The sequence below is a fragment of the Kribbella italica genome (genome assembly GCF_014205135.1).
Lineage (GTDB): Bacteria > Actinomycetota > Actinomycetes > Propionibacteriales > Kribbellaceae > Kribbella > Kribbella italica.
Window position 1 is genome coordinate 45,796 of the sequence record NZ_JACHMY010000001.1, and the last position, 26,035, is coordinate 71,830.

Sequence of the window (26,035 nt, forward strand, 5' to 3'; positions counted from 1 at the left end):
ATGAATGGATGGGTGCCGCCGGTGCCGGTTCGCCTGCCTCAGCACAGCCACAGGCGGTGGACACCTCCTCGAGTCGGCCTTCGATCCCTTACCCAGTTGCGCTGAGCGGCGCCGCTGTGGGCGGAGTTGAGTTCGATCCAGCCCATCAGGGAACGGTCGCCCTGGATGACCGGTTCGATGGCGTCCGGTCCGGCGAGGGTGCGGGGATGGAGGGCGTGGGTGACGGCCAGGAGGAGCCCAGCACGGGCTTCGATCAGCTGCCGGGTTTCGTCGTCGACGTCGGCCTCGTACGGCGTGATGTCCGGATGATCGAAGGTGATCACGACTGATCGTGGTCGCAGCACCGCGACGGCACCGAAGACAGGGCGGTCGAGGTCGAGCCGTGCCCCGGGGACCAGACCGGCTGTCTCGAAGCCGCGGTTGAGGGCGACTCGCCAGTGACCGATCGGCGCCTCGCGGATCAGCAAGACCCGCTCCAGGCCGGGGTTCAGCAGCACGACGGCTCTGGCCGCATCGGGATTGCCGTGGTTCCCGGGTGCAAGGAAGGTTCCGGTGCGGTGGACCACCGTGGCTGGGGGAGTGACCGGCATCGTCGATCTGAGAATCCATCGCGATTCGCGGCAGCCCGGATGGTGGAGGGTGGCTTGCGCCACGACCCCGAACTGCTCAACGGCCAGGGTGTGTTGGCCTCCGCCGAGGGCTCGTCGGCAGGTCTGGCAGGTGACCGGCCACAAGCTCTTCAGTACGGCGTACAGGCGGTCGCCTAGCTCGTTGCGGATCCGGTGGTCGATGAGGAGACCAGTGTCGCCCATACATTCTTCTTCCGCAGGTAAGTCCAATTTAGGCTCGATTCGCCGCAGATGCGGAGTCGGATGCGCGGGATCGGGCCGCGTTCGCGGAACGTAATGCCCGCGCGGCCCGTCCGTCGCCGGTCGTGGCGTCGAAGTACGGGGGACCGCTCTGCTCGATGGATGGAGATCCCCGATGCTCACCCTCGCTCTGATCGGACTGCTGGGCGGGCTGATCACCGGCGTCTCGCCGTGCGTGCTGCCGATGCTGCCGATCATCTTTTTCGCCGGAACCGCTGGGAAACCTGCGGACAACGGTGCTGCTTCGAAGCGCGGCCGCTCGACCGCGGAAGGATCGGCGGACGGCGACGTGCTCGTCGATGAGGTCGAGGTCGGCAAGCCGCCACGGGACTTCCGGCCGCTGAAGATCATCGCCGGGATCGTGGTGAGCTTCACTGTCTTCACGCTGGCCGGTTCGGTCATCCTGTCCGCGCTGGGCCTGCCGGATAACTTCCTGCGCTGGGGCGGCTTGACCATCCTGACGCTGGTCGGCCTCGGCCTGATCTTCCCGGCCCTCGGGCACTGGATCGAGAAGCCCTTCTACCGGCTGCCGAAGATCAACAAGAACAACAGCGGCCCGTTCGTCCTGGGGCTCGGGCTCGGAACATTGTACGTGCCGTGCGCAGGCCCGGTGCTCGCGGCGATCACTGTCGCGGGTGCAACTGGCAACGTCGGCTGGCGGACCGTCGTACTGACCGTGACCTTCGCGATGGGTGCGGCGCTGCCGCTGCTGTTCTTCGCCTCGGCCGGCTCGCGGATCTCGCAGCGAGTGAAGGCCTACCGCGACCACGCCCGCGGCTTCCGCATCGGCGGCGGCATCGTGATGATCGCCCTCGCAGTCGCGCTGGCCTTCAACATCACCGACGTCATCCAGCGCTCGCTGCCCAGCTACACCAGCGGGCTGGAGAAGAAGGTTGCCGAGAACGAAACCGTGCAAGGCGCTCTCGCGCCGGCCCTCGGCGCCGGCGGTGAAGAGTTGGCCAAGTGCAAGCCCGGTGCGGCCGAGCTCGCGTCCTGCGGTACGGCGCCCGCCTTCACCGGGACGCAGCAGTGGTTCAACAGCGCGCCGGTGACGCTGGCAGGGCTTAAGGGCAAGGTCGTCCTGATCGATTTCTGGGCGTACTCCTGCATCAACTGCCAGCGCGCGACCCCGCATCTGCTCGCCTGGGACAAGGCGTACAAGTCGCTCGGCCTGGAGATCGTCGGGGTGCACTCGCCGGAGTTCGCGTTCGAGAAGTCGGCGGGCAATGTGCAGTCCGCGATTCGCAAGGAAAAGATCACCTACCCGGTCGTCCAGGACAACAACCTGGCCACCTGGACGGCGTACCGCAATCAGTACTGGCCGGCCAAGTACCTGATCGATGCCCAGGGCACGGTCCGGTCGATCAAGTTCGGTGAAGGCTCGTACGACCAGACCGAGAACCAGATCCGCGAACTGCTCACCGCCGCGAATCCCGGCGTGAAGCTGCCGGCGCCGGTCGACGGGACGGTGAAGGCCGATGTCGGGATGGACGGCCGGACGCCGGAGACTTATCTGGCTTACGCCCGGTCGACCAACATGAAGGGCACCGGCAAGCTTGTGCCGCGCAACACGCCGACGGCGTTCGGTCTCAACGCGGCGCAGCCCGACGACACCTACAGCCTCGGCGGCAATTGGCTCGTCGGTCCTCAGGACGTCACCTCGTCCAAGGGATCCCAGGCGCGGCTCAACTACAACGCCGCGAAGGTCTACCACGTGCTGTCCGGCCAAGGCACCGTCACGGTCTCGATCGCGGGTGAGCCCGACAAGACCATCCAGGTCTCCGGTACGCCGAACGCCTACGAGCTGGTCAACAAGTCCGCGGTGGAGCGCAAGACGATGACCTTGACCTACAGTGCCGGCATCTCGGCCTTCACCTTCGCCTTCGGGTGATCCGCATCGCTTTCTTGCCGGTGGCAACGGTCAAACGCGCAGGCCGAGGTGCGCCGTACCGGCGTACCGGGCGCCGGTGCCGAGTTCTTCCTCGGAACACAGGGGCAGCGGGCTGATCGCTCGGCCTGGCGACCGTTGTGACAAAAGCTGCAACCACACCGAAGAGGTCGGCCTGCGGCAGCTGAATCCACGACAATGCATCATGCGCAGCCACCTTCTCGATGCCTCCAACTGGTTGGTCGGGCTTCTGTCCGGACTGGCGTACGGCGTGCTGTTCGGCCTGGCCACGAGGTTCCTCATGGGCGAGAACTGGAGTGCTGCGCTGATCGCAGGAGGAGCCACTGCCCCGGCGTTCGGTCTTGCGATGGGCCTCGTCAACCGGAGAATGAAGCGACTGATGGCACCGGTCGAAGGGGGCGCGTTGGACCGGAAGCAGCGCGGACTCGCACTGCGTGCGGCCCAGTGGGGTCCGATCCCTGACGATCCGTCAGTCCGGGCGGCCGCGGTGGAGTTCGCCCGTCGGCAGGTCGCGCAGGCGGACAGACGATGGGCTCGGGTGACCCTCATCGTAGGGGCGGTGTTTCTCGGACTGAGCTCGGTGCTGAGCCTCCTCGATGACGACGGAGACTGGTTGGGAGTGGTCCTGCCGTTGTGCGGTGCTGCGACCTTTGTGTACCTGCTGTTCCAGCCGCGGCTTCTCCGCCGGCGAATCGCGGCGCTGTCGTCTAATCAGCCCGGTGATGACTCCGATTGACGCTTCGCCGTGCGCTCGGCGACACGAGGTCGGCGCCAGGAAAGATGCGACTGGATCGCAGATTGCCTCTGCCGCGCACCCAGCCGCGGAGCAGTTGGTTCCGAACTACGAGTCATGCTGTCGTCACTGAACGCACTGTTGATCCGGTTCGAGGGTTATGTCCATGGTTGGTTGGTTCGGCATGCGATCACCGTGCTGCGGGTCAGTATGGGCGCGGTCTTCGTCGGATTCGGGCTGCTGAAGTTCTTCCCCGGGGCGAGTCCGGCAGAAGGGCTCGTTGTGACGACGATCGACCTGCTCAGCTTCGGTCTGATTCCCGCGTCGCTCGCTTTGGTGCTAACGGCGACGCTGGAGTGCCTGATCGGGATTGGCCTGCTCATCGGCCGGGGGTTGCGATTGACGATCTACTTGTTGGCCGTTCAGTTGTTGGGGATCTTGTCGCCGCTGGTGATGCTGCCCGGCCGTCTGTTCAGCGGACCTCATCATGCGCCGACGTTGGAGGGGCAGTACGTACTGAAGGACCTGATCCTGGTGGCTGCGGCGATGGTGATCGCCACTCGTTTCCGCGGTGCCCGGATCACGCGGCCGGAGAGCTCCAGCGAGGGGATCGCCGAGGCGAATCGAACCGACATGCGGGTTTGACCGATCCACGGCTGCTCGTGCGCCGAATGGCTCCGGACAGCGGCTCGCCCCCTGCGTAGTCTGGGTGCGACTCGCTGGGCGCCGCCGTGGCCGCTCGGCCGGGCGGAACTCGACTTCGGAGAAGGACATGTTCGACAAACTGTTCATCCGTAACGCGATCGACCGTAGTGCCGAGAACGGCGTCGACCGGCGCAAGTTCCTGCGGGCTGCCGGTGTCACCACGGCCGGCGTAGGGCTGGCCGGCGGTGGCCTTCTGGCCGGCAGCGTACTCAACCCGGCGGCTGCCGACTCGGGCCCCCTTGGTCTGGACCTCGACCTGGATCTCGGCCTGGGCGAGAACCACCACCCGGGTGGTCAGCCGAGTGACGGCGCGGTGCTGAACTTCGCGCTGAACCTGGAGTACCTGGAAGCGGAGTTCTACCTGCGCGCCGTTCGGGGCTACGGCCTGTCCGCCCTCGACGTGCTGGGCAAGGGCAAGCTGGGGATCGTTCGCGGTGGCCGCAAGGTCAAGTTCCAGACCAAGGCGGTCAAGGCGTACGCCGACGAGATCGCCGCCGACGAGGTCGCTCACGTCCGGTTCCTGCGCAAGGCACTCGGTAAGGCGGCTGTCGCGCGGCCGGCGATCGACATCGACGCGGCCTTCACCGCCGCGGCGACTGCCGCCGGGCTGATCAAGCCTGGCCAGAAATTCGACGCCTACGCCAACGAGAACAACTTCCTGCTCGCCGCATACGTGTTCGAAGACGTCGGCGTCACCGCCTACAAGGGCGCCGCGCCGCTCATCACCAACAAGACATTCCTGGAAGCAGCAGCCGGCATCCTCGCGGTCGAGGCCTACCACGCAGCCAACATCCGCACCAGCCTGGTCGCAGCCGGCCTGGAGGTTCCCTCGGTGGCCATCTCCAACGCCCGCGACAGCCTCGACGGCAAGACCGACCTCGACCAAGGCGTCACCTACCAGGGCAAGACCAACATCGTCCCGACCGACGCCAACGGCATCGCCTTCAGCCGCGGCGCCGACCAGGTCCTCAACATCGTCTACCTGACCCCGAAGAAGGCCACCAAGGGCGGCTTCTTCCCGGCCGGCGTCAACGGCTCCATCAACACCAGCCGGGCGAACTGACGGTTCCGATCGGCTGAGTACCGGTACGACTGCGGGCCTCGTCCAGGTGGACGAGGCCCGCAGCATCCTCAAGGGTCGTTGAGTTGTCGGCTATCGCCTGATGAACAGCGGTACGACGTGGGTGAACGTGCCCCTCTTCGGGGTCGCGTACTTGCCGCTTGGCAGAGCGTCGTTCCAATCACCGTCGCGATCGAAGGATGCGGTGCGGCATCCTCGTCCGCCCCCGAACCCGAGGGGCAGGCCGTTGACGGCGCAGTGCATCCAGACACCGTGATCGTCGTCGATACGGGTGATTCGGTGGTGGCAGTGCCGGCAGTCGGCCCACCACATCAGCGGGTCCTCGACCGTGCCGCGCTTGCCGAGGTCCTCGAGGCGGACCGTGTACCACTCGACCTCCGCAACTGCCTGCAGGAGGCATTCGGTGAACAGGACAACGGTTCCGCGGCCGTACTCGCGCTGCATGATGCGCTGGCCGACATGAATTTGACGGTCACCACTTTGGTCGGCGTCGGGTGTGAGTCGGTCGGCACCAAGACGCACCTCCCGCGCATCCGTCCTCATGTTGCGAGGCTACGAGAGCGGAGATGGCGCAAGCGATGAAGTTGCGCGAACTTGCCTGGTGCTTGGAGGTCAGATCACAGCATCCTGGCGAATGCCCGGTTGGTCTCGCGCTGACCGGCTACGTACGGCGGGATGGCCTGGTACCCGGATGCCAGGTACAAGCGAATGGCGGCGTAGTTCAGCGCACCGGTTTCCAGCAGGACCTTGCGAGCGCCATGGGCAACGGCTTGGTGCTCCAGCTCGCCGCGATCCAGTCGCGGACGTCTTTCTCCAGTGCCTGAACGCTTTTGTGGACACCGCGGCGGAGTAGTTGGTCGGTGAGGAAGGCGAACCAGCGCTCGACCTGGTTGATCCAGGAGGAGCCGGTGGATCCGTGGACAGCTTGAACCCGTCGCTCAGATGCGGCTTCAACTCGAACTTGCGCCAGATCCGCCCGATCGTCGACTTCGACAACCCGGAGCGCTCGGCCATCGATTTGCGCGACCAATGCGTGGCGTTCTTCGGCGTCTGCTCCAACGTCGCGGTGACCACCTCCTCGACCCTGTCCAGCAGGATCGAGGGCGGCCTGCCCGGCCGGGGCTCGTCAACCAAGCCATCCAGCCGCCGCGCCACGAACTGCCGACGCCACTTGGTCACCGTGTTCGGCGCAACCCGCAGATCCGCGGCCACCTGCTTGTTCGTGGCCCCTGACGCGCAGGCCAGCACGATCCGCGCACGCACCGCCAACGCCTGCGCGGACTTCGCCCGCCGCGACCAACGAACCAATCGCTTCCGCTCACCAGCGGTCAGCACCAACTCGGCCTTCGGACGCCCTGGGCCCTCTCAGCGTCGGAGTCCACGTCGTGACCGAGATGTACCTGGTGGAGGTTGCCGCGCCGGTGATGGGGGTCGCCTGAAGACAAGCTGCGGCATTAGTCGGGGGCGTCCTCCAGGAGCAGCAGGTGTTGGATGCCGGCCTGATTCACTAGGTCTGTTGCGAGAGCGCGAACCTGCCTCAGAAAGTCAGCGTCGTCGCCATCAGATCGAACTGTCGTTGTGATGGGAACGAAGCTCGGAACGGGCGGGCCAGCAACCGTATCTACGAGGAGGCGGCTGTTGGTCTTCTGTTCGAAGATCAGGTTCTCCTGACCTTCCCATTGGATCCCTACTGTCACCTCGTCCTCACCGGAGCTGCGGGGGGCCGAGGCGAGCCTCAATAAGGCCATCAGATCCGCGGTGAATGTCTCCACGTACTCGGTACGGCACACGTTCCCTGCTGTGTGCTCCGTGACGCTCCGGGGGTAGCCGCCGATGGTTGAGGCGAGTGAGATGAGCCGTCGTCGTGAACGGTGGCCCAGCTCTCGCCCCAGCCGCCCAGGGTGTGCTCTTGTGGTGACGCTACCCAGCTCCGCAAGCCCGGTCGAGGGCGTTGCCCCATCTCGATTCCGTTGACGGGACGCCCCCCAATCTTGGGCTGAGCGATGGATGTACTTGAGTCCCTCGGGCTCCATTCCCCAGAAAACGGACGATGCCTCTGCCTGTGTGATGCGCGCCTGCGCGACGACCGGGACCCGGGGGCGCGCTACTGACGATCCAGGCGCGCTCTGCGGTGGAGCGACCAGCAGCCTGGTCGTACAGGGCAGCGAGGGCTTCGCCGGAACGGCGCCGCTCGTCCAGGCGGGCCCGGTACATCGCCTCGATCTGACGCTCCTTCATCCACTCCGTATCCGCGTCGTTCCGGATTGAAGCACCGAACATTTCGTCGCGGTAGATCAGGTGCGGCCCATCGACGGACGGTGGTACGACTACGACGACGGCTCGCCGTCCTTCGGCGCCGAGGCTGCAGATCCCGAGACCGAACACTGGTGGAGTGATTGCGTTGTACGCGGCCTTCCGTAGAGCGCGCTCGTGGTTCTCGCTGAGCGGTCCGGCGTCGACTCGCCCGACGGCTGCCTTCGCTTCCTCGGCGACCCCGAACACGATGACGCCGCCACCGCTGTTCGCCCTGGCCGCGATGTCTTTCGGAAAGTCGGTCTTCGGGAGTCCGCCCGAGGGCGGAAGCTGCTTCTTCCAGTCAAGATCTTCGGTCTCGGTGACTCCCAGGCTGACGGCCTCGTCCAGCATCTCGTCGGTTAAGGATCCAGGTTGCCGCCCGAGAAGACGGTGTAGAGCAGTGAAGAGTGCCGTGTCGCGATCGTTGCAGAGTCGTGTCGGCGCCGCTGGCCACCGCGGTCGGGTACCGCGGCGAGCCCGAGCTGCGTGGTGTGTTGTTCGCGGTAGCTCGGGCTCGCTGATGGTCTTACTCGAGGTCCGGGTCGAAGGCGCGCTGTAGCGCCTCGGCTGCGGCTGGGTTGGTGGATTGGCGGTCTAGGTAGTTGTCCTGGGTCATGGAGATTTTGGCGTGGCCGAGGTGGTCGGCGACTTGGCGCGCCGTCTGGCCGTGGTCGTCGAGGGCTGTGGCTGTGGTTTTGCGGAACACATGGGAGGTGATCCAGGAGAGGGTGTCGGCGTCGGCCGGCTCAGTTGCTGCGTCTAGTTGGCTGGCGAGGGCTAGCGAGTCGTCGAGGGCTAGGCCGTAAGGCCGGACCAGGTCGGTGATCATCCAGCGGTCGACCTTGATTCGGCCGGTTTCGATGAGTTCGACCTTGGTTTGGGGCCAGGCGAGGGCGTCGGCGACTGCTTTGCGGGTCATGCCGGCTTCACGTCTTGCGGCGCGGAGGGTGAGACCGAGGTCTCGGCGTGCTGTGCTGCCAACTGGGGAGAGACTTGTGCGTAGGGAGCGTCGGACGTTGGAGGGGTCGCGGTAGCCGCCGTTGGTGTCGGGGAAGACGGGTTCGTCGAGGCGAACTCCTGCGGCGAATCTTCTGCGGAGTACGACGAGGAGCCAGTTGGGGATGGCGAGTTCGCGTTGACCGGCCTTGGACTTGGTGGTCTTGCTGAGTAGGCCCTCGCCCTTGACCCGGACGATGGTGTTGGTGATCTTGACGCGTCCGGTCTCCAGGTCGGCCTGGTGCCAGAGGACGGCGAGGGCCTCGCCGATTCGGGCGCCGGTGCCGAGCATGAAGGTGACCAGGTCGGGGAGGTCGGCCTTGATGGCGGATTCGTCGTTGGCGAGGTGGGTGCGGACCAGGCGGACTTCGTCGGCGCCGAGGGCACGGGGAAGCTTCTTGGCGTGGTGTTCGATGCGGTCGACTTCGCGGACCGGGTTGACGGAGATGGCACCGTAGCGGACGGCGAGGTTCATGACGCCGGAGATGATGCTTCGGCAGGTCCTCGCGGTGGGGGCGCCGGCCTTGGTCTTGATGTCCGTGATGACTCTGTCGATCCGTGGAGTGGTGGCCTCGCCGAGGTGAAGCTCGCCGACGGCGGGACGCAGATGGTTGTTGATGGCTCGGCGGTAGGTGTCGAGGGACGTGGGTGAGCGGTGTCCTTCGGCTACGAGGGCGGCGAACTTCTGGTCCCACAGGTCCATGGCTTTGGAGACCTTGTCCATCGCGGTCAGCTCGCCGGCCTGGCTGGCGGCGGAGCGGGCCTTGAGCTTCTTCAGCAGGTTGGCCTCGGCGGTCGTCTTGTTCTTCCCGAAGGCGGAGACCACGCGGACCTTGCCGTCGTGATCGCGGAAGTTGGCCCGTGCCCAGACGCTGAGGGAGCGCCCCTTGGCGTCTTCCTTCGCGACCTGGGTGCGGATACGGCCCCAGCTTCCCAGTGGCAACGGTTGTCTCGGCATCTCACACCTCCGACGTGGTGGTCTGGAGATGGCTCAACGGCTGGGCGGCTGAGGCGATGTGAGTTAACGCACAGTGACGGAGCGCCGGGAGGTCAGCGAGGGCAATCAGGTGACCTGTGAGTGGACTGGCGAGACACACGGCCTGCCGGTCGTGGCCAGCTCGTCTAAGGCATGGGCCAAAAGCGTGTGTAAAGCGTGTGCTGGGGCAACGAAAGAGCCCAGGACACTCGCGTGACCTGGGCTTTTGTGCGCCGCCAGGGACTCGAACCCCGAACCCGCTGATTAAGAGTCAGCTGCTCTGCCAATTGAGCTAGCGGCGCGTGTTGTTTCCTTCGAACGAAGAGAACAGTAGCAGGGGATCGGGGGAGAAGAAAAATCGGTTCTGGGGGGTGTTGGTCAGGGGTGGAGAGCGAGGACGGCCTGGGCTGCGTTGTGGCCGGGGATGCCGCTGACGGCGCCGCCTCGGCGGGCTCCGGAGCCGCAGATGACGAGGTTGGCGACGTCGGTTTCCACGCCCCAGCGGCCTGCTTCGGTGTCGTCGTCGGACCAGGGCCAGGCCAGGTCGCCGTGGAAGATGTGGCCGCCGGGCATGCCGACCGAGGACTCGATGTCGAGAGGGGTTTTGGACTCGATGCAGGGGTTTCCGTTGGCGTCGAGGGCGATGCAGGAGTCGAGGGGTTCGGCCAGGTAGTCGTCCAGGCCGGCGAGGACCCGGCGGGTGGACTCGGCGCGGGCGGCTTCGTTGTCCTGGGCAAACAAACGGGTCGGGAAGTGGACGCCGAAGACGGTGAGGGTGTGGTGGCCGGAGGCGACCAGCGACGGGCTGAGGATGGAGGGGTCGGTGAGGGAGTGGCAGTAGACCTCTGACGGCGGTACGGCGGGGAGCTCACCGGCGGCGGCTTCGGCGTACGCGGTCTCTAGCTGGCTGTAGTCCTCGTCGATGTGGAAGGTCCCGGCGAACGCCCGGCGCGGGTCGTCGCCGGACTTCAGCTGGGGGAGCCGGGAGAGCAGCAGGTTGATCTTCAGTTGGGAGCCCTCGGGGGTCGGACCGGCGGCCCGCCCCCGCAGCCGATCCAGTACGACGGGCGCCACGTTCGCGAGCACGTACGAGCAGTCGACGGTTCGCTCTCCGTCACCGCCGAGCCAGGTCACCGCGGCGCGGGTGCCGTCGGCCTCGATCGCGGAGACGGCGGCGTCGGTCACGATCGAGGCGCCCGCGCGCAGGGCCGCGGCGAGCAGCGCGTCGGTCACCGCGCCCATGCCGCCGACCGGGACCCGCCACTCGCCGGTGCCGTTGCCGATCAGGTGGTAGAGGAAGCACCGGTTCTGCAGCAGCGACTCGTCCTGGAGCCGGGCGAAGGTGCCGATCACGCCGTCGGTCGCGACGACGCCGCGGACCGTGTCGTCGGTGAAGCGACGTTCGATCGTCTCCCCGAGGGGACGTTCGACCAGCTCCGACCAGAGGGCGGGGTCGACGCGTTGGCGCACCGCAGCGGCGGACTGGAGCGGTTCCAGGAGGGTCGGCGCGATGACGGCGGCCAGCTCCGAGACTGACCCGTAGAACTCCCGCCACGCCTCGTACTCGGCATCGCTCCCGGTCAGCTCGGCAAACGCCGCCCGCGTCGCAGCACCCTCCGGCCGGTCGATCATCAGGCCGAGGTCGCGGCCACCCCGGCGTACCGGCGTGTACGACGCGACCGAGCGCGACCGCAGCTGCAGGGACAGCCCCAGGTCGGCGACGATCTTGTCGGGCAGCAGGCTGACCAGGTACGAGTAGCGCGACAGCCGCGCGTCGACCCCGGGGAAGACCTGCTGGCTGACCGCGGCGCCGCCGGTGTGCGGCTGCTGCTCCACGACGAGCGTGCTCAGACCCGCGCCGGCCAGGTACCCGGCGGCGACCAGGCCGTTGTGCCCGCCGCCGACGATCACGACGTCGTAGAAATCCCTCATCGGACCGGCCACTCCAGTTCGTGGTACGCGGCGTCCCAGAACATCCACTCGTACCGAGTCGTGGTGGAAAAGTGCCGATGGCAACGATCGCGTTCGCCCGGGCCGACCTCGGCGCCGAGTGCGTCCGTCACCGCCAGCACCGACTCTACGACCGCGTCGAACTCGGGGGAACCGTACGACGCGATCCACTCGGCGTAGACCGGGTCCGGCGAGGACTGCTTCAGCAGCTCCCGGCCGACGTCGCGGTAGATCCAGTAACACGGCAGTACGGCGGCCACCGCCTCGGCGTACGTGCCGGTCGCGCACACCGCGGTCAGGTACGACATGTACGCCGTGGTCGTCGGCCCCGAGCCGGTCGCGTCGACGTCGGCCGTAGTCAGCCCCAGCGACCCGAGCAGCGAGGTGTGCAGCTCACGCTCGACGTCGATCGCCTCGGCCGCGTGCCGCGCGAACATGCTGACCGCGTCCTCGTCCGTGGCCCGGGCCGCGACCAGCGCCAGCGCGCGCGAGTAGGCGCGCAGGTAGTGGCTGTCCTGGACGATGAAGTACCGGAACCTGTCGTGCGGCAGCGTCCCGTCGGTCAGCCCGGTGATGAACGGGTGCCGGAGGATCTCGGCGTACACCTTGGCGGCCCCGGCGTCCCACAACTCGGTGGAAAACGTCATCCTCGATCTCCTCGCGCTCGACTGCCCCGACCCTAGCCAGAAGCGCGCCACCGCGAACGAGACGAAAGTCACGCGGCGGCCTTACCCTGGCGCCATGGTGGAGCAGCGATCGGACGTCGGCGGGCCGCCGTACGGTGCTGCCCCGAGCATGCCGCCCGACACCCCGCTGCTGCGCCGGATCCGGGCTTCCGTGATCGGCGACGACCAGGTGATGCCCGGTCCGTACGGCCCGCGTCGCGTCACGTACGCCGACTACACCGCCTCCGGCCGCGCGCTGACCTTCCTCGAGGACTTCATCCGCGACGAGGTGCTGCCGCGGTACGCGAACACGCACACCGAGTCCAGCGGCACCGGGCTGCAGACCACGCGGCTGCGCGAGGACGCCCGGCGGATCATCCACGACAGCGTCGGCGGCGACGACGAGACCGCGGTGATCTTCTGCGGCTCCGGCGCGACCGGCGCGATCGACAAGCTGATCGGCGTCCTCGGGCTGCGGATCCCGGCGCAGCTCGACGACGAGTACCACCTGAGCGACGAGATCCCGCGCGAGCACCGGCCGGTCGTGTTCATCGGGCCGTACGAGCACCACAGCAACGAGCTGCCCTGGCGCGAGTCGATCGCGGACGTGATCGTGATCGGGCAGGACGCCGACGGGCACATCGACATCCCGCTGCTGGAGTCCAAACTCGTCGAGTACGCCGACCGCCCGCTCAAGATCGGCTCGTTCTCGGCCGCCAGCAACGTGACGGGCATCGTCAGCAACACCCATCGGGTCTCCGCTCTGCTGCACCGGTACGGCGCACTGTCGTTCTGGGACTTCGCCGCGGCCGCGCCGTACATCGAGATCGACATGTACGGCGGGCAGGCCGACGACCCGCTGGCCTACAAGGACGCGATCTTCCTCAGCCCGCACAAGTTCATCGGCGGGCCGGGGACGCCCGGGGTGCTCGTCGCGCGTCGGGAGTTGCTGCGCAACCGCGTGCCCGACGTACCGGGTGGTGGCACGGTCGCGTACGTGAACCCGACCGAGCACCGCTACCTCGACGACCCGGTCCACCGCGAAGAGGGCGGGACGCCGGCGATCATCGAGTCGATCCGCGCCGGGCTGGTCTTCCAGCTCAAGCAGGCGGTCGGCATCGCGGTGATCCGGGCGCACGAGGACGCGTACCTGCGGCGCGCGGTCGAGACGTGGCGGGCCGAGCCGAACCTGGAGATCCTCGGCAACCTGGACTCCGAGCGGCTGTCGATCGTGTCGTTCGTGGTGAAGGCGCCGTCGGGGCGGTACCTGCACCACAACTACGTGGTCGCGTTGCTGAACGACCTGTTCGGGATCCAGTCGCGCGGCGGCTGCTCGTGCGCCGGCCCGTACGGGCACACGCTGCTCAACATCGACCTGGCCCGGTCGGCGGAGTTCGCCGAGGAGATCGAGCACGGGTGCGAGGGCATCAAGCCCGGCTGGGTGCGGGTCAACTTCAACTACTTCATCTCCGAGGCCGTCTTCGCGTACGTCGTGGAGGCGGTCCGCCTGGTCGCGCAGGAGGGCTGGCGCCTGCTCGGCGACTACCGCTTCGACCCGTCGAACGGCCTCTGGCGGCATCACCGCGGTCCGGTCGAACCGCCGATGCGGCTGTCGCAGGTCAGGTACGACCGGGACGGCGCGCTGCGGTACCCGCGGCACAACACCACCGCACCGGAGTCGGCCCTGGCCGGCTACCTGACCGAGGCGCGGGAGCTGCTGGACGCCTGCCAGCACGCCGACACCGAGGCCGAGGGCACGGTCAACACGGACTTCGACCAGCTGCGCTGGTTCGACCTACCGAGCAGCTGCCTGTCACCGGTGGTTCGCTAGCCGTTGGTCCTGCCGGTGCTTCCGCGGACCAGGAGGCGGGGGCGGAAGTCGGTGGCGTCGGCGGCGCCCTGGCCGGTGAGTTGGGCGTGGAGTAGTCGCCAGGCCTGGTTGCCGAGGGTGTTGCGGGGGACGGCGGCCGACGTCAGGGGTGGCGTGGTGAAGCGGGCGAACGGGATGTCGTCGAAGCCGGTGACGGAGATCTGGCCGGGGACGGAGACGCCCAGCTCGTGCAGGCCGCTCAAGGCGCCGAAGGCAACCATGTCGTTGTAGGCGACGGCCGCGGTGGCGCCGCTGCTCGCGACCGCGCCGGCGACGGCGTGGCCGTTCTCGAAGGTCGCTCCGCACGCGACCTGGATCAGCTCGAACGCGTTGCCCTGCTCGGAAAGGTGGAGCAAGGCGTCCAGGCGTTCGCGGTTCGACGTGCTGGGTGGTGGGCCGGCCAGGTACACGATGCGGCGGTGGCCGAGGGAGAGCAGGTGGGCGACCAGGTCCTGGATGCCGGCCGCGTAGTCGACGGACAGGGACGGTACGCCGGGGAGTTTGCGGTTGATCAGTACGAGCGGCGCGAGCTGCGGCACGAGGCGTTCGAGATCGGCCGTCGGCAGCCGGGGAGACGCGAGGACGACGCCGTCGCAGCGCCGGCGGGCCTCGAGCGCGAGGACCTCCTCGTCCTCGACCTGCTCGTTCGATTCGGCAATCAGCAACCGGTGCCCGTCGGCGCCGGCCGCGAGGCTCAGGCCGCGCAGTACGTCCTGGAACATCGGGTTCGACAGGTCGGGCACGATCAGCGCGATCGTCGCCGTCCTGCCGAGCGCGAGGCTGCGGGCGACCTGGCTGGGGGCGTAGTCCAGCGCGCGGGCCGCCGTGAGGACACGCTCGGCGAGCTCGGGCGCGACCGTGGCGCGGCCGTTCATCACCCGCGAGACCGTCGCCCGGGACACGCCCGCGGCCTCGGCGACCAGCTTGATGTTGGCCGACACCCTGGCGTTCGGATCCACCTTGTTCCTCCCCTCGGCCCGGCCAAGATAACGCGCGGAGGGCCAGATGAGAAACCGGTCTCTCGCCAGCTAATCCCTTGTAGCGAAACATTTTCGCAGGCCTTGGTGAGGCATTGACACGTTTCAAGCTCGGCTGCTAGAAACCGGTTACTCGATCCGGAGGTGAGGCGTTGAGCCCCTACACGCGGTACAGCCAGCGCCGCCGCGACGCGGTCACCGGCTACCTGTTCCTGACCCCGTGGCTGATCGGCCTGGTGGCGATCACGCTCGGCCCGATCCTCGCCTCGCTCTACCTGGCCTTCACCGACTACTCGCTGCTGAAGCCGCCGGAGTGGATCGGCCTGGCCAACTTCCAGGAGATGCTGACCGACCGGCGGCTGCACAAGTCGCTGCTGGTCACCTTCCAGTACGTGTTCGTCTCGGTCCCGCTGCAGCTGCTGATGGCGCTCGGCCTGGCGATCGTGCTGAACAAGGGCATCCGCGGCCTCGGCTTCTACCGCTCGGTCTTCTACCTGCCGTCGCTGCTGGCCGGCAGCGTCTCGATCGCGATCCTGTGGCGGCAGATCTTCGGCCAGGAGGGCCTGGTCAACGACGTCCTGGCCAAGGTCGGGATCGAGGGGCAGAGCTGGGTCGCCCATCCCGACTTCGCGCTGGGCACGCTGATCCTGCTGAACGGCTGGACCTTCGGTGCCCCGATGGTGATCTTCCTGGCCGGTCTCCGGCAGATTCCGGCGTCGTACTACGAAGCGGCCGCCGTCGACGGCGCCGGGCGGTGGACGACGTTCGCGCACATCACGCTGCCGCTGCTGACCCCGATCATCTTCTTCAACCTGGTGCTGCAGGTGATCGGCGCGTTCCAGAGCTTCACGCAGGCCTTCGTGGTGAGCGGCGGCACCGGCGGCCCGGCCGACTCGACCCTGCTCTACACCCTCTACCTGTACGACGAAGGCTTCGGTTCCTTCCACATGGGTTACGCGTCGGCGATGGCGTGGGTGCTGCTGGTGATCATCGCCGTCCTGACCGCGATCAACTTCCTGTTCGCCAAGCGATGGGTGTTCTACGGTGACGAGTGAGACGCTGACCCGGGTCCGTGCGGGCCGCCCACCCGGGACCGAACCGCGCGGCAAGGGCCTGCTCAAGCACGCGATGATCGTCCTGTTCGGCTTCGTGATGCTCTACCCGCTGCTCTGGCTGCTGTCGAGCTCGTTCAAGCCGACCGAGGTGATCTTCCGCGAGCCGTCGCTGCTGCCGAGCAAGGTGCAGTTCAGCAACTACACCGACGGCTGGACGGCGCTCGCGCACCCGTTCGAGCACTACCTGCTGAACTCGGCGCTGATCGCGGTGCTGGCGATCGTCGGCAACCTGCTGACCTGCTCGCTGGCGGCGTACGCGTTCGCCCGGGTCGAGTTCCCGCTGAAGAAGCTGTGGTTCGCGTTGATGCTCGGCACGATCATGCTGCCGATCCACGTGCTGATCGTGCCGCAGTACGTGCTGTTCTCGAAGCTGGACTGGATCAACACGATCCTCCCGCTGGTGGTGCCGAAGTTCCTGGCCCACGACGCGTTCTTCGTGTTCCTGATGGTCCAGTTCATCCGGGGGCTGCCGCGCGAGCTGGACGAGGCGGCCCGGCTGGACGGCTGCGGGCACTTCCGGATCTACGCGCGGATCGTGATGCCGCTGTGCCTGCCGGCGCTGGCCACGTCGGCGGTGTTCACGTTCATCTGGACCTGGAACGACTTCTTCAGCCAGCTGATCTTCCTCACCGACCCGGACAAGTACACCGTGCCGGTCGCGCTGCGCTCCTTCATGGACGCCCAGAGCGGGACGTCGTGGGGACCGCTGTTCGCGATGTCGGTGGTCGCGCTGGTGCCGATCTTCGGCTTCTTCCTGGCGGGCCAGCGCTACCTCACCCGCGGCATCGCCACCACGGGGCTCAAATGACCATCGGACAAAGGACCACGATCATGAAGCGTTCGACGTACCGGCGGATCGCCGCGCTGGGATTGGCCGGTCTGCTGCTTGCCCTGCCCGGCTGCGGCGGGGACTCCGGCGGAGCCTCGGACGACCCGAACGCGCCGGTCACGCTGCGGTTCTCCTGGTGGGGCAACCAGGACCGCGCCGCGCTGACCCAGAAGGCGATCGACGCGTTCCAGACCGCGAATCCGGGCATCACGGTCAAGCCGGAGTACGGCGACTTCAACGGGTACTTCGACAAGCTCGCGACCAGCGTCGCGGCCAACGACGCACCCGACGTGATCACGCTGGGCGGCGCGTACCCGCGGGAGTACGGCGATCGCGGCGCGCTGCTCGACCTGGCCGAGGTCAAGGACACGCTGAAGACGGACAAGATCGACGCGGCGTCGCTGTCCAACGGCAACTTCGACGACAAGCAGTACGGCGTACCGACGGGCGTGAACGCCTTCGGTGTCGTGGTGAACCCGAAGGTGTTCAAGGCGGCCGGGGTCGCGCTGCCGGACGACAGCACGTGGACCTGGGACGATTTCCAGCGGATCGCGGGCCAGTTGGCGAAGGCGTCGCCGAAGGGGACGTACGGCGCGGAGGACCCGACGAGCGCCGACGTACTGGATCTGTACGCGCGGCAGCGGGGTGAGTCGCTCTACACCGACGACGGCAAGGTCGGGCTGGGCGAGCAGACGCTGACCGACTGGTTCACGATGACGACCGGGCTGCGGGACGCGGGCGCGACGCCCCCGGCCGCGGTGACGTCGGAGCTGGCCGGGCAGCCGGCGCCGGAGCAGAGCCTGATGGGTCGCGGGCTGGCCGGGATGCAGCTGGACTGGACGAACCAGCTCGGATCGTTGCGCAAGGCATCGGGTTCGGAGTTGCAGTTACTGCGGGCACCGGGTGAGGGTGCGGCGACCAAACCGGGGATGTGGCTGCAGGCCTCGCAGATCTACACGATCAGTGCGCGGACCAAGCACCAGGAGGCGGCGGCGAAGCTGGTCGACTTCCTGGTGAACGACCCGGCGGCGGGCAAGATCACGCTGGCGAACCGGGGCATCCCGGCGAACTCCGAGGTGCTGGCCGCGGTCAAGCCGTCGCTGCCGAAGGACGAGGCCGCGTCGGCGGACTTCATCGCGGCGATCGCGCCGAAGGTCGGGCCGGCCTTGATCATCGGGCCGACGGGGTCGACGGAGAGCGTGAAGATCCTGGAGCGGACGAACGCGGAGGTGCTGTTCAACCGGCAAACCCCGGCGCAAGGGGCGAAGCGGTTCCTCGAGGAGTTGGCGGCGGCGATCCAGTGACCTCGATCGACCGGCGGGCGCTGGTGGGACGGCACGACGTCCAGGTGGCGGGCGTCGTACCGGAGTCGCCGTTGTCGGTGGGGAACGGGGAGTTCTGCTTCACGGTGGACGTGACGGGGTTGCAGACCTGGCCGGAGCGGTACCCGGTGGAGCCGCGGACCGGCGACGACCCGGTCGGGTCGCTGCTGGGGACGTTGTCGCAGTGGGGATGGCACAGCTTTCCCGGGGCTTTTGAGTTGGGCGAGACGCGACGGGACTATTCGACACCGCGCGGGCCGGTGCCGTACGTCGATCTGGGCGGGGAGATGGAGCTCGGGACGACCTCCGAGCCGGGCCAGACGCCGGCCGAGGAGTGGTTGCGGGCGAATCCGCACCGGCTCGAACTGGGGCAGATCGGGTTCGTGCTCCCGGGATCGCCGGAGGATGCTCAGCAGCGGCTGGATCTGTGGGGCGGGGTGATCGACAGCTCGTTCGTCGTCGACGGGCAGGACGTGCGGGTGCGGACGTTGTGCGCGCCGGACGAGGACGTGATCGCCGTACGGGTCGAGTCGATGGCGCGACTCGGGGTGCGGCTCGCCTTTCCGTACGGATCGGGGGCGTGGGGCAACGGCGCGGACTGGGAGCAGCCTGGGGCGCACACGACGACGGTGCACGCGGTGGACGGTGGCTGGCAGCTCGAACGGTGGCTGGACGGCACGCAGTACTGGGTGATTGTCGGTGCCGAGGGTGCGCGGCTGGAGCAGATCGGGACGCACGAGTTCTTGCTCAGGGCAATGGCTGAGGTGCTGGAGCTGCGGATCGCCTTCTCGGCCGCGCGGCGGGCGGTGCCGGCCGGATTCGCGGAGATCGAGGCGGACTGTCGCCGGTCGTGGGAGAGGTTCTGGGAGTCCGGGGCGGCGGTCTCGTTGGCCGGGGACGCGCGGGCTGTTGAGATCGAGCGGCGGGTGGTGCTGTCGCAGTACCTGACGGCGATCAACTGTGCGGGGTCAGTGCCGCCGCAGGAGACCGGGCTGGTCTGCAACAGCTGGCGGGGGCGGTTCCATCTCGAGATGCACTGGTGGCACGGCGCGCATTTCGCCTTGTGGGGAAGGGGCGAGCTGCTCGAGGGGAGCCTCGGGTGGTACGAGCGGATCTTGCCGGTGGCGCGGGAGACGGCGCGGATTCAGGGGTACGGCGGGGTGCGGTGGCCGAAACAGGTCGCGCCGGACGGGCGGGAGAGTCCGAGCAGCATCGGGCCGTTCCTGGTGTGGCAGCAGCCGCATCCGATCTACCTGGCGGAGCTGGTTCGGCGTACGGGGTCATTGGACGCGGTCGAGCGGTACGGGCGGGTCGTGCTGGAGAGCGCGGAGTTCATGGCGTCGTACGCGGTGAAGACGGCGCGCGGGTACCAGCTCGGGCCGCCGTTGATCCCGGCGCAGGAGTCGTACTCGGCGATCCGGGGCTCGGTGGTGAACCCGACGTTCGAGTTGGCGTACTGGCGCTGGGGGCTGCTGGTCGCGCAGGAGTGGCGTTCGCTTCTCGGACTGCCGCGGGAGCCGCGGTGGGCCGAGGTGGCCGACGGGCTGGTCGCCGCGCCGGTCGAGGACGGTTGTTATGCAGCGATCGAGGGGACGACCGTGCGCACGGATCATCCGTCGATGCTGTACGCGCTCGGGGTGGTGCCGGATACGGCGTACGTCGACCATGAGGTGATGCGGCGGACGTTGGCCGGCGTACTGGATGACTGGGACTGGGAGAGTACGTGGGGGTGGGACTTCCCGGCGATCGCGATGACGGCCGCGCGGCTCGGGGAGCCGGAGCTCGCGGTTGACGCATTGTTGCTGAAGGCCACCAAGAACGACGTCCTGCCGAACGGGCACAACCGGCAGACGCCCTCGCTGCCGGTCTACCTGCCGGGCAACGGCGGTCTGCTGGCCGCCGTCGCGTTGATGGCGGCGGGCGCCGACGGTGTCGCCCCCGCTTTCCCTCGCGACTGGACTGTCCGCCACGAAGGACTGCACCGCTCACCATGAATCCAAGGAGACTCGTGACGCTCACCAAGAACCGCCGCTACGCTCTGGTCGGGACCGGTTCGCGCGCCGGCATGTACGTCGGCGCCCTGACAGCGACGTACGCCGATGTCGGGACGCTCGTGGCCTGGTGCGACACCAACCCGACGCGGATGGCGTACTACGACCAGGTGGTGACGGCCGCCGGTGGGACGGCACCGCCGCATTACGGGCCGGACGACTTCGCGCGCTTGCTCGAGGAACAGCGGCCGGAGGTCGTGATCGTCACGTCGCCGGACGCGACGCACCACCGGTACGCGACGGCCGCGCTGGCGGCCGGCTGCGACGTGGTCGTGGAGAAGCCGCTGACGACGTCGCTCGAACCGGCCCGGCAGATCGCCGAGGCGGTCGAAGGGTCGTCGGGGGATCTGGTGGTGACGTTCAACTACCGGTACTCGCCGCGCAACAGCGAGGTCCGGCGGCTGATCGCGTCCGGGGCGATCGGCACGGTGACGTCGATCCACTTCGAGTGGGCGCTGGACACCGTGCACGGCGCCGACTACTTCCGCCGCTGGCACCGCCGGAAGGAGATCTCCGGCGGCCTGCTCGTGCACAAGTCGAGCCACCACTTCGACCTGGTGAACTGGTGGCTCGCGGACGTCCCCGAACTCGTCGTCGCTGCTGGCGGTCTGCGCTTCTACGGCGACAAGAACGCCGCCGACCGCGGCCTCACCGACCGACCGGCGCGTTCGGCCGGAGCCCCGGGGCTGTCCTCCGACCCGTTCGCGCTGGACCTGGCCGCCGACGAGAAGCTGCGCGCCTTGTACCTGGATGCCGAGGGCGACGACGGCTACATCCGCGACCAGGATGTCTTCAGCCCCGGCATCACCATCGAGGACAACATGGGGCTGCTCGTCACGTACCGCTCGGGCGCGATCCTCACCTACTCCCTGAACGCCCACGCCCCCTGGGAGGGCTACCGGGTCTCCATCAACGGCACGGAAGGCCGCCTGGAGCTGGAGGTCGTCGAACGCAGCTTCGTCGGTACGGCGGCCGCGGTCGACCCCAGCATGAACCCCGACGACCCGAAAGCCACCGCCACCAACCCCCGCCCGGCCGGCGAACGCATCCTGCTCCAGCGCCACTGGGAGCCCGCCGAGGAGATCCCCATCCCGGCCGGCGAAGGCGGCCACGGCGGCGGCGACAACCACCTGCTGGACGACATCTTCCGCCCGAGCACCACTCCCGACCCCCTTCACCACCGGGCGGGCTATCAGGACGGCCTCCGCAGCGTGGCCGTGGGGATTGCCGCCAACCGCTCGCTGGAGACGGGTCTGCCGGTGAACATCGGGGAGTTTGGTCTGCCGCTGGACCGCTGACCCACACCGCGCCCACACGCCAGAGAGGAGAGAAGGCGGCGTCGTGGGCGCAGGCGGGCTCAGGTGCCGTTGGTGCGGGCTGAGGTGGTGGCCAGGGCTTGCTCGTAGCCGCCGCTACGGGTGGGGGTCCAGAGAGTGCCGTTGACGATGAGCGAGCGGGTGCCCAGAGGGCGGGCCGCGGTGGCCAGGACTGGTTTGCGTTGCCAGGTGCAGCCGGTGCGGTAGGCCTGTTGGGTTACCCGGACGGCTACGGCGCCGGGCCCCTCGGCGTACGTGGTGGCTCGGAGGGCGCGGGTGCAGCCGGCGGGGGTGGCGACGATGAGGACCAGTTGGCGGTCGTCGGCGACTACCGGGCGGATCTCGAAGACCTTGACCGTTGTGGTCTTCGGCGTGGGGGTAGGTGCCGGGGCGGCTTGGGTGACCGGCGGTGGAGCGGGTGCGGGGCCGGGCTCGGAGGAGCCGAAAACCTTGGCGAGGACGAACACGCTGAAGGCGAGCAGGCCGATCAGGAAGGTCACCACCACGGCGACCGCGTACACGAACCACACGCTTCCTGAGGACTTCATCTCCGTCATGTTCTCAAACAGAACAGTCCAAGTCGCGCCCGCAACGCTGTCCCGGCGGCCAGGTGCCGTAGATGTCACAAGGTGCAATCCACGGCAGACCAGGTGTGGGGCATCGGCCCGCAGCGGTCAGTTCTCGGGAAGGAGTTGTTCGGCTGAGCACCACCAGCTGGTTCGGCCGCCGACGGTGCCGGTGGTCATCGGTGCGTGGTCGCGTGGGCACGTGCCACCTGGGCGCCGGTGGGGAACGACGGTGAGGGTGTGCACACCTCCTCCACGAAAGGCGGCCGCGATCGCGGTCCGGATCGAGCGCAGGAGCTTCGTGGTCTGGGCCGGCGACAGGTCCCGGACGGTCGTTGCCGGATGCAACCTCGCTCGCCACAGCACCTCGTCGGCGAGCAGGTTGCCGATGCCCGCGATGCGGTGCTGGTCCAGCAGACGCGCTTTGACCGCGGTCGACCCACCGCTGGACAACGCCGTCCGGAACTCGCCCGGCGTCATCGTCTGCGCGTCCGGGCCGAGCTGGTCCACCGGGGGATCGAGCCGGACCCGCCCGAGCCGGCGGGGGTCGACGAGCATCAGCCGCCCGCCGTCCTCGAAGGTGAGCGTGAACCGCGCCCAGTTGTAGTCGCCAGGCTGTCGCCGGCCCTCCCAGTAGTCGCCGCCGTCGGTTTCGGTACCGTCGGGATCGGCGACGACGATCTTCCCCGACATCCCGAGATGGATCCCGAGGGTGACCGCGCTCTTGGCGCCGTGGCTCTCGCACCACATGCTCTTGCCCTGGCGCTGGGCGCTCACGAGTGTGCTGCCGAGCAGCGCCGCGCGGATCTCACCCGGCCGGTGCGGACGGCAGACAAAGGAGTCGCTGTCGTCGACCTCGACGATCCGCCGCCGCAGACCGTGCTGTTCGACCACCGATCTGGCCGCCTCGACCTCGGGAAGCTCAGGCACCATCCGAGAGTAGCGTCACCGCGATTGCCCGAGGTCCACGGCTTGACCAACTGTCGGCGTGACCGCACCGAACCAGGCGCCCTGACTGGACGGCGTGGGATCTAGAAGACGTCGCGCAGGGTCTCCAGGAGGCGGGCGATGTTCGCCTCGTCGCGACGGTAAGAGGTCCGCTTGCCCCGCCGGGTGGCGACCACAAGCCCTGCTTGCCGCAGCATCGCGGGCCAAACTCGCGGCCCCTGGCCGCCTGGTCGATGAGGGCAAACTCCGGCCGGTGATCGGCGCTGTGCTGGAACTGGCAGACATCGCACAGGCGCACACATGCTGGAAGGCGGCTCTGGCCGCGAGGGTCGTCGACGCCCACGCGGCAAGGTCGCCATCGCTGTGCACCAGTGAGTGTGCGGGGTGATCGAGGACGTACGCCGTGAACGCGGGCCGCCAAGCCATCCTCGATATCGGCGTCATCGTCAATGGCGACTGTCTCGTCGCGCCGTTCGTTCGGGTCGTCGGCTAGCGGGGGACCGCCAGTACGGCCTGCAGGATGTCTTCGAGTGTGGTCTTGCTCAGCTGGGTCCGCACGGTGCCCTCGATGCCGGCGTAGACATCTTGCAGCGCGGGCTGGACGCCGTGGCCGATCACGCACCCCTCGTCGGGGCTGGCGCGATGTAAGGCGAAGAGTGGTCCGGGTTCGACCGCGTCGTACACGTCGAGCAGGGTCATCGAGGCGAGGTCGCGGGTCAGTGACCAGCCGGCGCCGGCACCGCGGCGCGCCTCGACCAGCCCGGCCTCGCGCAGCTCACCGAGCAGGCGGCGGATCACGACCGGGTTGGTGTTCGCGCTCCCCGCGATCTGGTCCGAGGTGGCGACCGGGTGGCCCTGGCGCTGGTACAGACCGATCCAGGCCAGCGCGTGCGCCGCGATGGTCAGCCTGCTGTTCGCGCTCACGGTGACAAGGCTACGGCAGCTGTTGTCGTAATCAAGTGTGTTACGTTGATCGCGATGTAACCATTCTTGTTACGATTGAGGAGCAGGGTATGAGCAAGGCATTGGCGGGCAAGGTTGCGCTGGTCACCGGAGGGTCCCGAGGGCTGGGTGCTTCGACGGTCCGGTTGCTGGCCGGGCAGGGCGCGGACGTCGCGTTCACCTACGTGCATTCGGCGGCCAAGGCACAAGCCGTGGTCGACGAGGTCCAGGCGCTCGGGGCCAAGGCCGTCGCGTTCCAGGTCGACCACGCCGACACAAGTCAGGCACCGGCGCTGATGGACCAGGTGGTCGCGACGTACGGCGGACTCGACATCCTGGTGAACAACGCGGCCATCTCGGTCGAACAGGGCCGGACCGTCGACGACCCGGACGTGGACACCACAGCCCTCGACCGGATGCACGCCGTCAACTACCTCGGCGTGATCGCCGTCGTCCGGGCCGCGGTCAAGGTGCTCCGCGACAACGGCCGGATCATCACGATCAGTTCCGGGCTCGGCTCGCGCGTCGGCGTCCCCGGCGTGGCCGACTACGCCGCAACCAAGTCCGGAATCGAGCGCTACACGCTAGGCGTCGCCCGCGACCTCGGCCCCCGCGGCATCACCGCGAACGTCGTCGAGGCCGGCCTGATGGAGTCCGGCATGAACCCGGACCCCGAGACACTGCAAGCGCTGGTCTCCAGCCTTTCCATCCAGCGGATCGGCCACCCCGACGAAATCGCCGCCGCCATCGGCTTCCTAGCCGGCCCCACCGCCACCTATGTCACCGGCGCCGTCCTCGACGCCCACGGCGGCTACAACGCCTGAAGCCACCCTTGGACACACTGGTCCTTAGCCTGCACTCACTCCTCCGTAGGCCAAAGGTCCATTGACCTAGGTGAAGCTGGTGCCCCGAACAGCACACCCGACCGACAACCCCAACCACAGCAGCCGAGCAAAGCGAAGGCAAGCGGCCGCAGGCTGATCGTGGTGCACCACAACGCGGTAGCACAACCCACCCCAACCACAGCAGCCGAGCGAAGCGAAGGCGCAGGGGGTGCGGGTGGCGAAGCCCCCGCAACGCGGCAAGCGAAGCGCAGCCGCACAAAATGCCGAAGGCGACCCGGTCCGCGCTTTCCGCGGACATGGGTCGCCTTCGCCTGAGGGTGAGTAACGGGACTTGAACCCGCGGCCCCCTGGACCACAACCAGGTGCTCTACCAGCTGAGCTATACCCACCATTGCCGCCCTGACTGCGGCGGCTCGGTAATCATAGCGACGTTGGTCAGTTGTCGGAAATCGGGGTGGTGACCAGGCTGGCGGCGGCGCGGGCGGTGTCGGAGTCGGGGCCGGGCTGGGGGACGAAGACGGTCTGGCGGTAGTAGCGCAGCTCGGAGATCGACTCGGTGATGTCGGCCAGGGCGCGGTGGTTTCCGGTCTTGGCGGGGGTGGCGTAGTAGACGCGCGGGTACCACCGGCGGACGAGTTCCTTGATGGAGCTGACGTCGACGTTGCGGTAGTGCAGGTGGGCTTCGACCTTGGGCATGTCGCGGACCAGGAAGGTGCGGTCGGTGCCGACGGAGTTGCCGGCCAGGGCGGCCTTGCGGGGTTCCTTGACGTAGCCGCTGATGAAGTCGAGCACCTGCTGCTCGGCGTCGGCGAGCGGGATGCCGGCGGGCAGTTCCTCGAGCAGGCCGGAGGCGGTGTGCATGTCGCGGACGAAGTCGCCCATCTGCTCCAGCGCCTGCGGGGGCGGGGCGATCACGAGGTCGATGCCGTCGCCGAGGACGTTGAGTTCGTAGTCGGTGACGAGTACGGCGACCTCGATCAAGGCATCGTTCACCAGGTCGAGGCCGGTCATCTCGCAGTCGATCCACACCAGCCGGTCATTCATGGGCACTCACCTTACGGCGCGTCCGTGGCGA

24 protein-coding genes and 2 tRNA genes are annotated in these 26,035 nt (G+C 68.0%); 12 read left to right on the forward strand and 14 right to left on the reverse strand.

Features of this window, described 5'->3' with window-relative positions; all coding sequences use genetic code 11:
- Positions 1–38: 38 nt before the first annotated feature.
- Positions 39–839 carry a hypothetical protein gene (locus tag HDA39_RS00220; protein ID WP_184793221.1) on the reverse strand — a complete coding sequence of 267 codons (801 nt, stop codon included), beginning with the start codon at positions 837–839 and terminating at the stop codon, positions 39–41.
- Between the two features lie 145 nt (positions 840–984).
- On the opposite strand from HDA39_RS00220, the gene HDA39_RS00225 reads away from it, so the two are divergent.
- The 4 genes from HDA39_RS00225 (at position 985) to HDA39_RS00240 (ending at position 5,279) form a co-directional block, all read left to right on the forward strand.
- A complete protein-coding gene (locus tag HDA39_RS00225; protein WP_184793222.1) occupies positions 985–2,760 on the forward strand; it encodes a cytochrome c biogenesis protein DipZ in 1,776 nt (591 codons plus the stop codon).
- Positions 2,761–2,836: 76 nt separating this feature from the next.
- On the forward strand, positions 2,837–3,514 hold the full coding sequence (locus HDA39_RS00230) for a hypothetical protein (protein WP_184793223.1): 678 nt from the start codon (positions 2,837–2,839) through the stop codon (positions 3,512–3,514).
- A 114-nt stretch (positions 3,515–3,628) separates the two neighbouring features.
- Positions 3,629–4,156, forward strand: coding sequence for a DoxX family protein (locus HDA39_RS00235; protein ID WP_184793224.1), 528 nt, complete (start codon positions 3,629–3,631; stop codon positions 4,154–4,156).
- A gap of 127 nt (positions 4,157–4,283) precedes the next feature.
- Positions 4,284–5,279: a ferritin-like domain-containing protein gene (locus HDA39_RS00240; RefSeq protein ID WP_184793225.1), complete on the forward strand. Its 996-nt coding sequence runs from the start codon at positions 4,284–4,286 to the stop codon at positions 5,277–5,279.
- A 90-nt stretch (positions 5,280–5,369) separates the two neighbouring features.
- On the opposite strand, the gene HDA39_RS00245 is transcribed toward HDA39_RS00240, so the two are convergent.
- The 7 genes from HDA39_RS00245 to tenA form a co-directional block, all read right to left on the reverse strand.
- Positions 5,370–5,840, reverse strand: coding sequence for a hypothetical protein (locus HDA39_RS00245; RefSeq protein WP_184793226.1), 471 nt, complete (start codon positions 5,838–5,840; stop codon positions 5,370–5,372).
- 69 nt (positions 5,841–5,909) lie between these two features.
- Positions 5,910–6,632, reverse strand: coding sequence for a helix-turn-helix domain-containing protein (locus HDA39_RS44040; protein WP_202892814.1), 723 nt, complete (start codon positions 6,630–6,632; stop codon positions 5,910–5,912).
- Positions 6,633–7,217: 585 nt separating this feature from the next.
- Positions 7,218–7,943 (reverse strand): AlbA family DNA-binding domain-containing protein, encoded by a 726-nt coding sequence (locus tag HDA39_RS41755; RefSeq protein ID WP_202892815.1) that lies wholly within the window; start codon positions 7,941–7,943, stop codon positions 7,218–7,220.
- Between the two features lie 175 nt (positions 7,944–8,118).
- Positions 8,119–9,546 (reverse strand): tyrosine-type recombinase/integrase, encoded by a 1,428-nt coding sequence (locus HDA39_RS42040; RefSeq protein WP_238355947.1) that lies wholly within the window; start codon positions 9,544–9,546, stop codon positions 8,119–8,121.
- A gap of 247 nt (positions 9,547–9,793) precedes the next feature.
- Positions 9,794–9,866, reverse strand: a tRNA-Lys gene (locus HDA39_RS00265).
- 76 nt (positions 9,867–9,942) lie between these two features.
- A complete protein-coding gene (locus HDA39_RS00270) occupies positions 9,943–11,496 on the reverse strand; it encodes a phytoene desaturase family protein (RefSeq protein WP_184793227.1) in 1,554 nt (517 codons plus the stop codon).
- Complete coding sequence (gene tenA / locus HDA39_RS00275; RefSeq protein WP_184793228.1) at positions 11,493–12,161, reverse strand: thiaminase II; 669 nt, start codon at positions 12,159–12,161, stop codon at positions 11,493–11,495. The genes HDA39_RS00270 and tenA overlap by 4 nt, the downstream gene beginning before the upstream one ends.
- A gap of 94 nt (positions 12,162–12,255) precedes the next feature.
- On the opposite strand from tenA, the gene HDA39_RS00280 reads away from it, so the two are divergent.
- Complete coding sequence (locus HDA39_RS00280; protein ID WP_202892816.1) at positions 12,256–14,010, forward strand: aminotransferase class V-fold PLP-dependent enzyme; 1,755 nt, start codon at positions 12,256–12,258, stop codon at positions 14,008–14,010.
- Here HDA39_RS00280 and HDA39_RS00285 read toward each other — a convergent pair.
- Positions 14,007–15,008, reverse strand: a complete 1,002-nt coding sequence (locus HDA39_RS00285; RefSeq protein ID WP_184793229.1) for a substrate-binding domain-containing protein — start codon at positions 15,006–15,008, stop codon at positions 14,007–14,009. The genes HDA39_RS00280 and HDA39_RS00285 overlap by 4 nt on opposite strands.
- A gap of 170 nt (positions 15,009–15,178) precedes the next feature.
- Between HDA39_RS00285 and HDA39_RS00290 the strand changes: the two genes are divergently transcribed.
- Genes HDA39_RS00290 through HDA39_RS00310 form a run of 5 tightly spaced genes read left to right on the forward strand, consistent with a single transcriptional unit; the run spans position 15,179 to position 21,641 of the window.
- Positions 15,179–16,081, forward strand: a complete 903-nt coding sequence (locus HDA39_RS00290) for a carbohydrate ABC transporter permease (RefSeq protein ID WP_184793230.1) — start codon at positions 15,179–15,181, stop codon at positions 16,079–16,081.
- Entirely contained in the window at positions 16,071–16,949 is an 879-nt protein-coding gene (locus tag HDA39_RS00295; RefSeq protein WP_337925577.1) for a carbohydrate ABC transporter permease, read from the forward strand. Before HDA39_RS00290 ends, HDA39_RS00295 begins: the two co-directional genes overlap by 11 nt.
- Positions 16,950–16,972: 23 nt before the next feature.
- Positions 16,973–18,274: an ABC transporter substrate-binding protein gene (locus tag HDA39_RS00300; RefSeq protein WP_184793231.1), complete on the forward strand. Its 1,302-nt coding sequence runs from the start codon at positions 16,973–16,975 to the stop codon at positions 18,272–18,274.
- Positions 18,271–20,286: a hypothetical protein gene (locus HDA39_RS00305; protein ID WP_337925578.1), complete on the forward strand. Its 2,016-nt coding sequence runs from the start codon at positions 18,271–18,273 to the stop codon at positions 20,284–20,286. Before HDA39_RS00300 ends, HDA39_RS00305 begins: the two co-directional genes overlap by 4 nt.
- A gap of 14 nt (positions 20,287–20,300) precedes the next feature.
- Positions 20,301–21,641, forward strand: coding sequence for a Gfo/Idh/MocA family protein (locus tag HDA39_RS00310; RefSeq protein ID WP_337925579.1), 1,341 nt, complete (start codon positions 20,301–20,303; stop codon positions 21,639–21,641).
- 59 nt (positions 21,642–21,700) lie between these two features.
- On the opposite strand, the gene HDA39_RS00315 is transcribed toward HDA39_RS00310, so the two are convergent.
- Complete coding sequence (locus HDA39_RS00315) at positions 21,701–22,207, reverse strand: hypothetical protein (RefSeq protein WP_184793233.1); 507 nt, start codon at positions 22,205–22,207, stop codon at positions 21,701–21,703.
- Positions 22,208–22,333: 126 nt separating this feature from the next.
- A complete protein-coding gene (locus tag HDA39_RS00320) occupies positions 22,334–23,155 on the reverse strand; it encodes a DNA-formamidopyrimidine glycosylase family protein (RefSeq protein ID WP_184793234.1) in 822 nt (273 codons plus the stop codon).
- Between the two features lie 244 nt (positions 23,156–23,399).
- Between HDA39_RS00320 and HDA39_RS44045 the strand changes: the two genes are divergently transcribed.
- Positions 23,400–23,561, forward strand: a complete 162-nt coding sequence (locus HDA39_RS44045; protein ID WP_420488790.1) for a hypothetical protein — start codon at positions 23,400–23,402, stop codon at positions 23,559–23,561.
- 101 nt (positions 23,562–23,662) lie between these two features.
- On the opposite strand, the gene HDA39_RS00335 is transcribed toward HDA39_RS44045, so the two are convergent.
- Positions 23,663–24,097 carry an Rrf2 family transcriptional regulator gene (locus HDA39_RS00335; RefSeq protein WP_184793235.1) on the reverse strand — a complete coding sequence of 145 codons (435 nt, stop codon included), beginning with the start codon at positions 24,095–24,097 and terminating at the stop codon, positions 23,663–23,665.
- An 89-nt stretch (positions 24,098–24,186) separates the two neighbouring features.
- Between HDA39_RS00335 and HDA39_RS00340 the strand changes: the two genes are divergently transcribed.
- Positions 24,187–24,939 (forward strand): SDR family NAD(P)-dependent oxidoreductase, encoded by a 753-nt coding sequence (locus HDA39_RS00340; protein WP_184793236.1) that lies wholly within the window; start codon positions 24,187–24,189, stop codon positions 24,937–24,939.
- Between the two features lie 337 nt (positions 24,940–25,276).
- Here HDA39_RS00340 and HDA39_RS00345 read toward each other — a convergent pair.
- A tRNA-His gene (locus HDA39_RS00345) sits at positions 25,277–25,349 on the reverse strand.
- 46 nt (positions 25,350–25,395) lie between these two features.
- Complete coding sequence (orn, locus tag HDA39_RS00350) at positions 25,396–26,004, reverse strand: oligoribonuclease (protein ID WP_184793237.1); 609 nt, start codon at positions 26,002–26,004, stop codon at positions 25,396–25,398.
- Positions 26,005–26,035: the final 31 nt, after the last annotated feature.

Excerpts from the sequence above, each read along its gene's own strand:
- HDA39_RS00280 (WP_202892816.1), top strand. The coding sequence starts at position 12,256 with ATGGTGGAGCAGCGATCGGACGTCGGCGGGCCGCCGTACGGTGCTGCC.
- HDA39_RS00340 (WP_184793236.1), top strand. The coding sequence starts at position 24,187 with ATGAGCAAGGCATTGGCGGGCAAGGTTGCGCTGGTCACCGGAGGGTCC.
- HDA39_RS00235 (WP_184793224.1), top strand. The coding sequence starts at position 3,629 with ATGCTGTCGTCACTGAACGCACTGTTGATCCGGTTCGAGGGTTATGTC.
- orn (WP_184793237.1), bottom strand. The coding sequence starts at position 26,004 with ATGAATGACCGGCTGGTGTGGATCGACTGCGAGATGACCGGCCTCGAC.
- HDA39_RS00245 (WP_184793226.1), bottom strand. The coding sequence starts at position 5,840 with ATGAGGACGGATGCGCGGGAGGTGCGTCTTGGTGCCGACCGACTCACA.
- tenA (WP_184793228.1), bottom strand. The coding sequence starts at position 12,161 with ATGACGTTTTCCACCGAGTTGTGGGACGCCGGGGCCGCCAAGGTGTAC.
- HDA39_RS00300 (WP_184793231.1), top strand. The coding sequence starts at position 16,973 with ATGAAGCGTTCGACGTACCGGCGGATCGCCGCGCTGGGATTGGCCGGT.
- HDA39_RS42040 (WP_238355947.1), bottom strand. The coding sequence starts at position 9,546 with ATGCCGAGACAACCGTTGCCACTGGGAAGCTGGGGCCGTATCCGCACC.
- HDA39_RS00270 (WP_184793227.1), bottom strand. The coding sequence starts at position 11,496 with ATGAGGGATTTCTACGACGTCGTGATCGTCGGCGGCGGGCACAACGGC.
- HDA39_RS00225 (WP_184793222.1), top strand. The coding sequence starts at position 985 with ATGCTCACCCTCGCTCTGATCGGACTGCTGGGCGGGCTGATCACCGGC.
- HDA39_RS00240 (WP_184793225.1), top strand. The coding sequence starts at position 4,284 with ATGTTCGACAAACTGTTCATCCGTAACGCGATCGACCGTAGTGCCGAG.
- HDA39_RS00315 (WP_184793233.1), bottom strand. The coding sequence starts at position 22,207 with ATGAAGTCCTCAGGAAGCGTGTGGTTCGTGTACGCGGTCGCCGTGGTG.
- HDA39_RS41755 (WP_202892815.1), bottom strand. The coding sequence starts at position 7,943 with ATGCTGGACGAGGCCGTCAGCCTGGGAGTCACCGAGACCGAAGATCTT.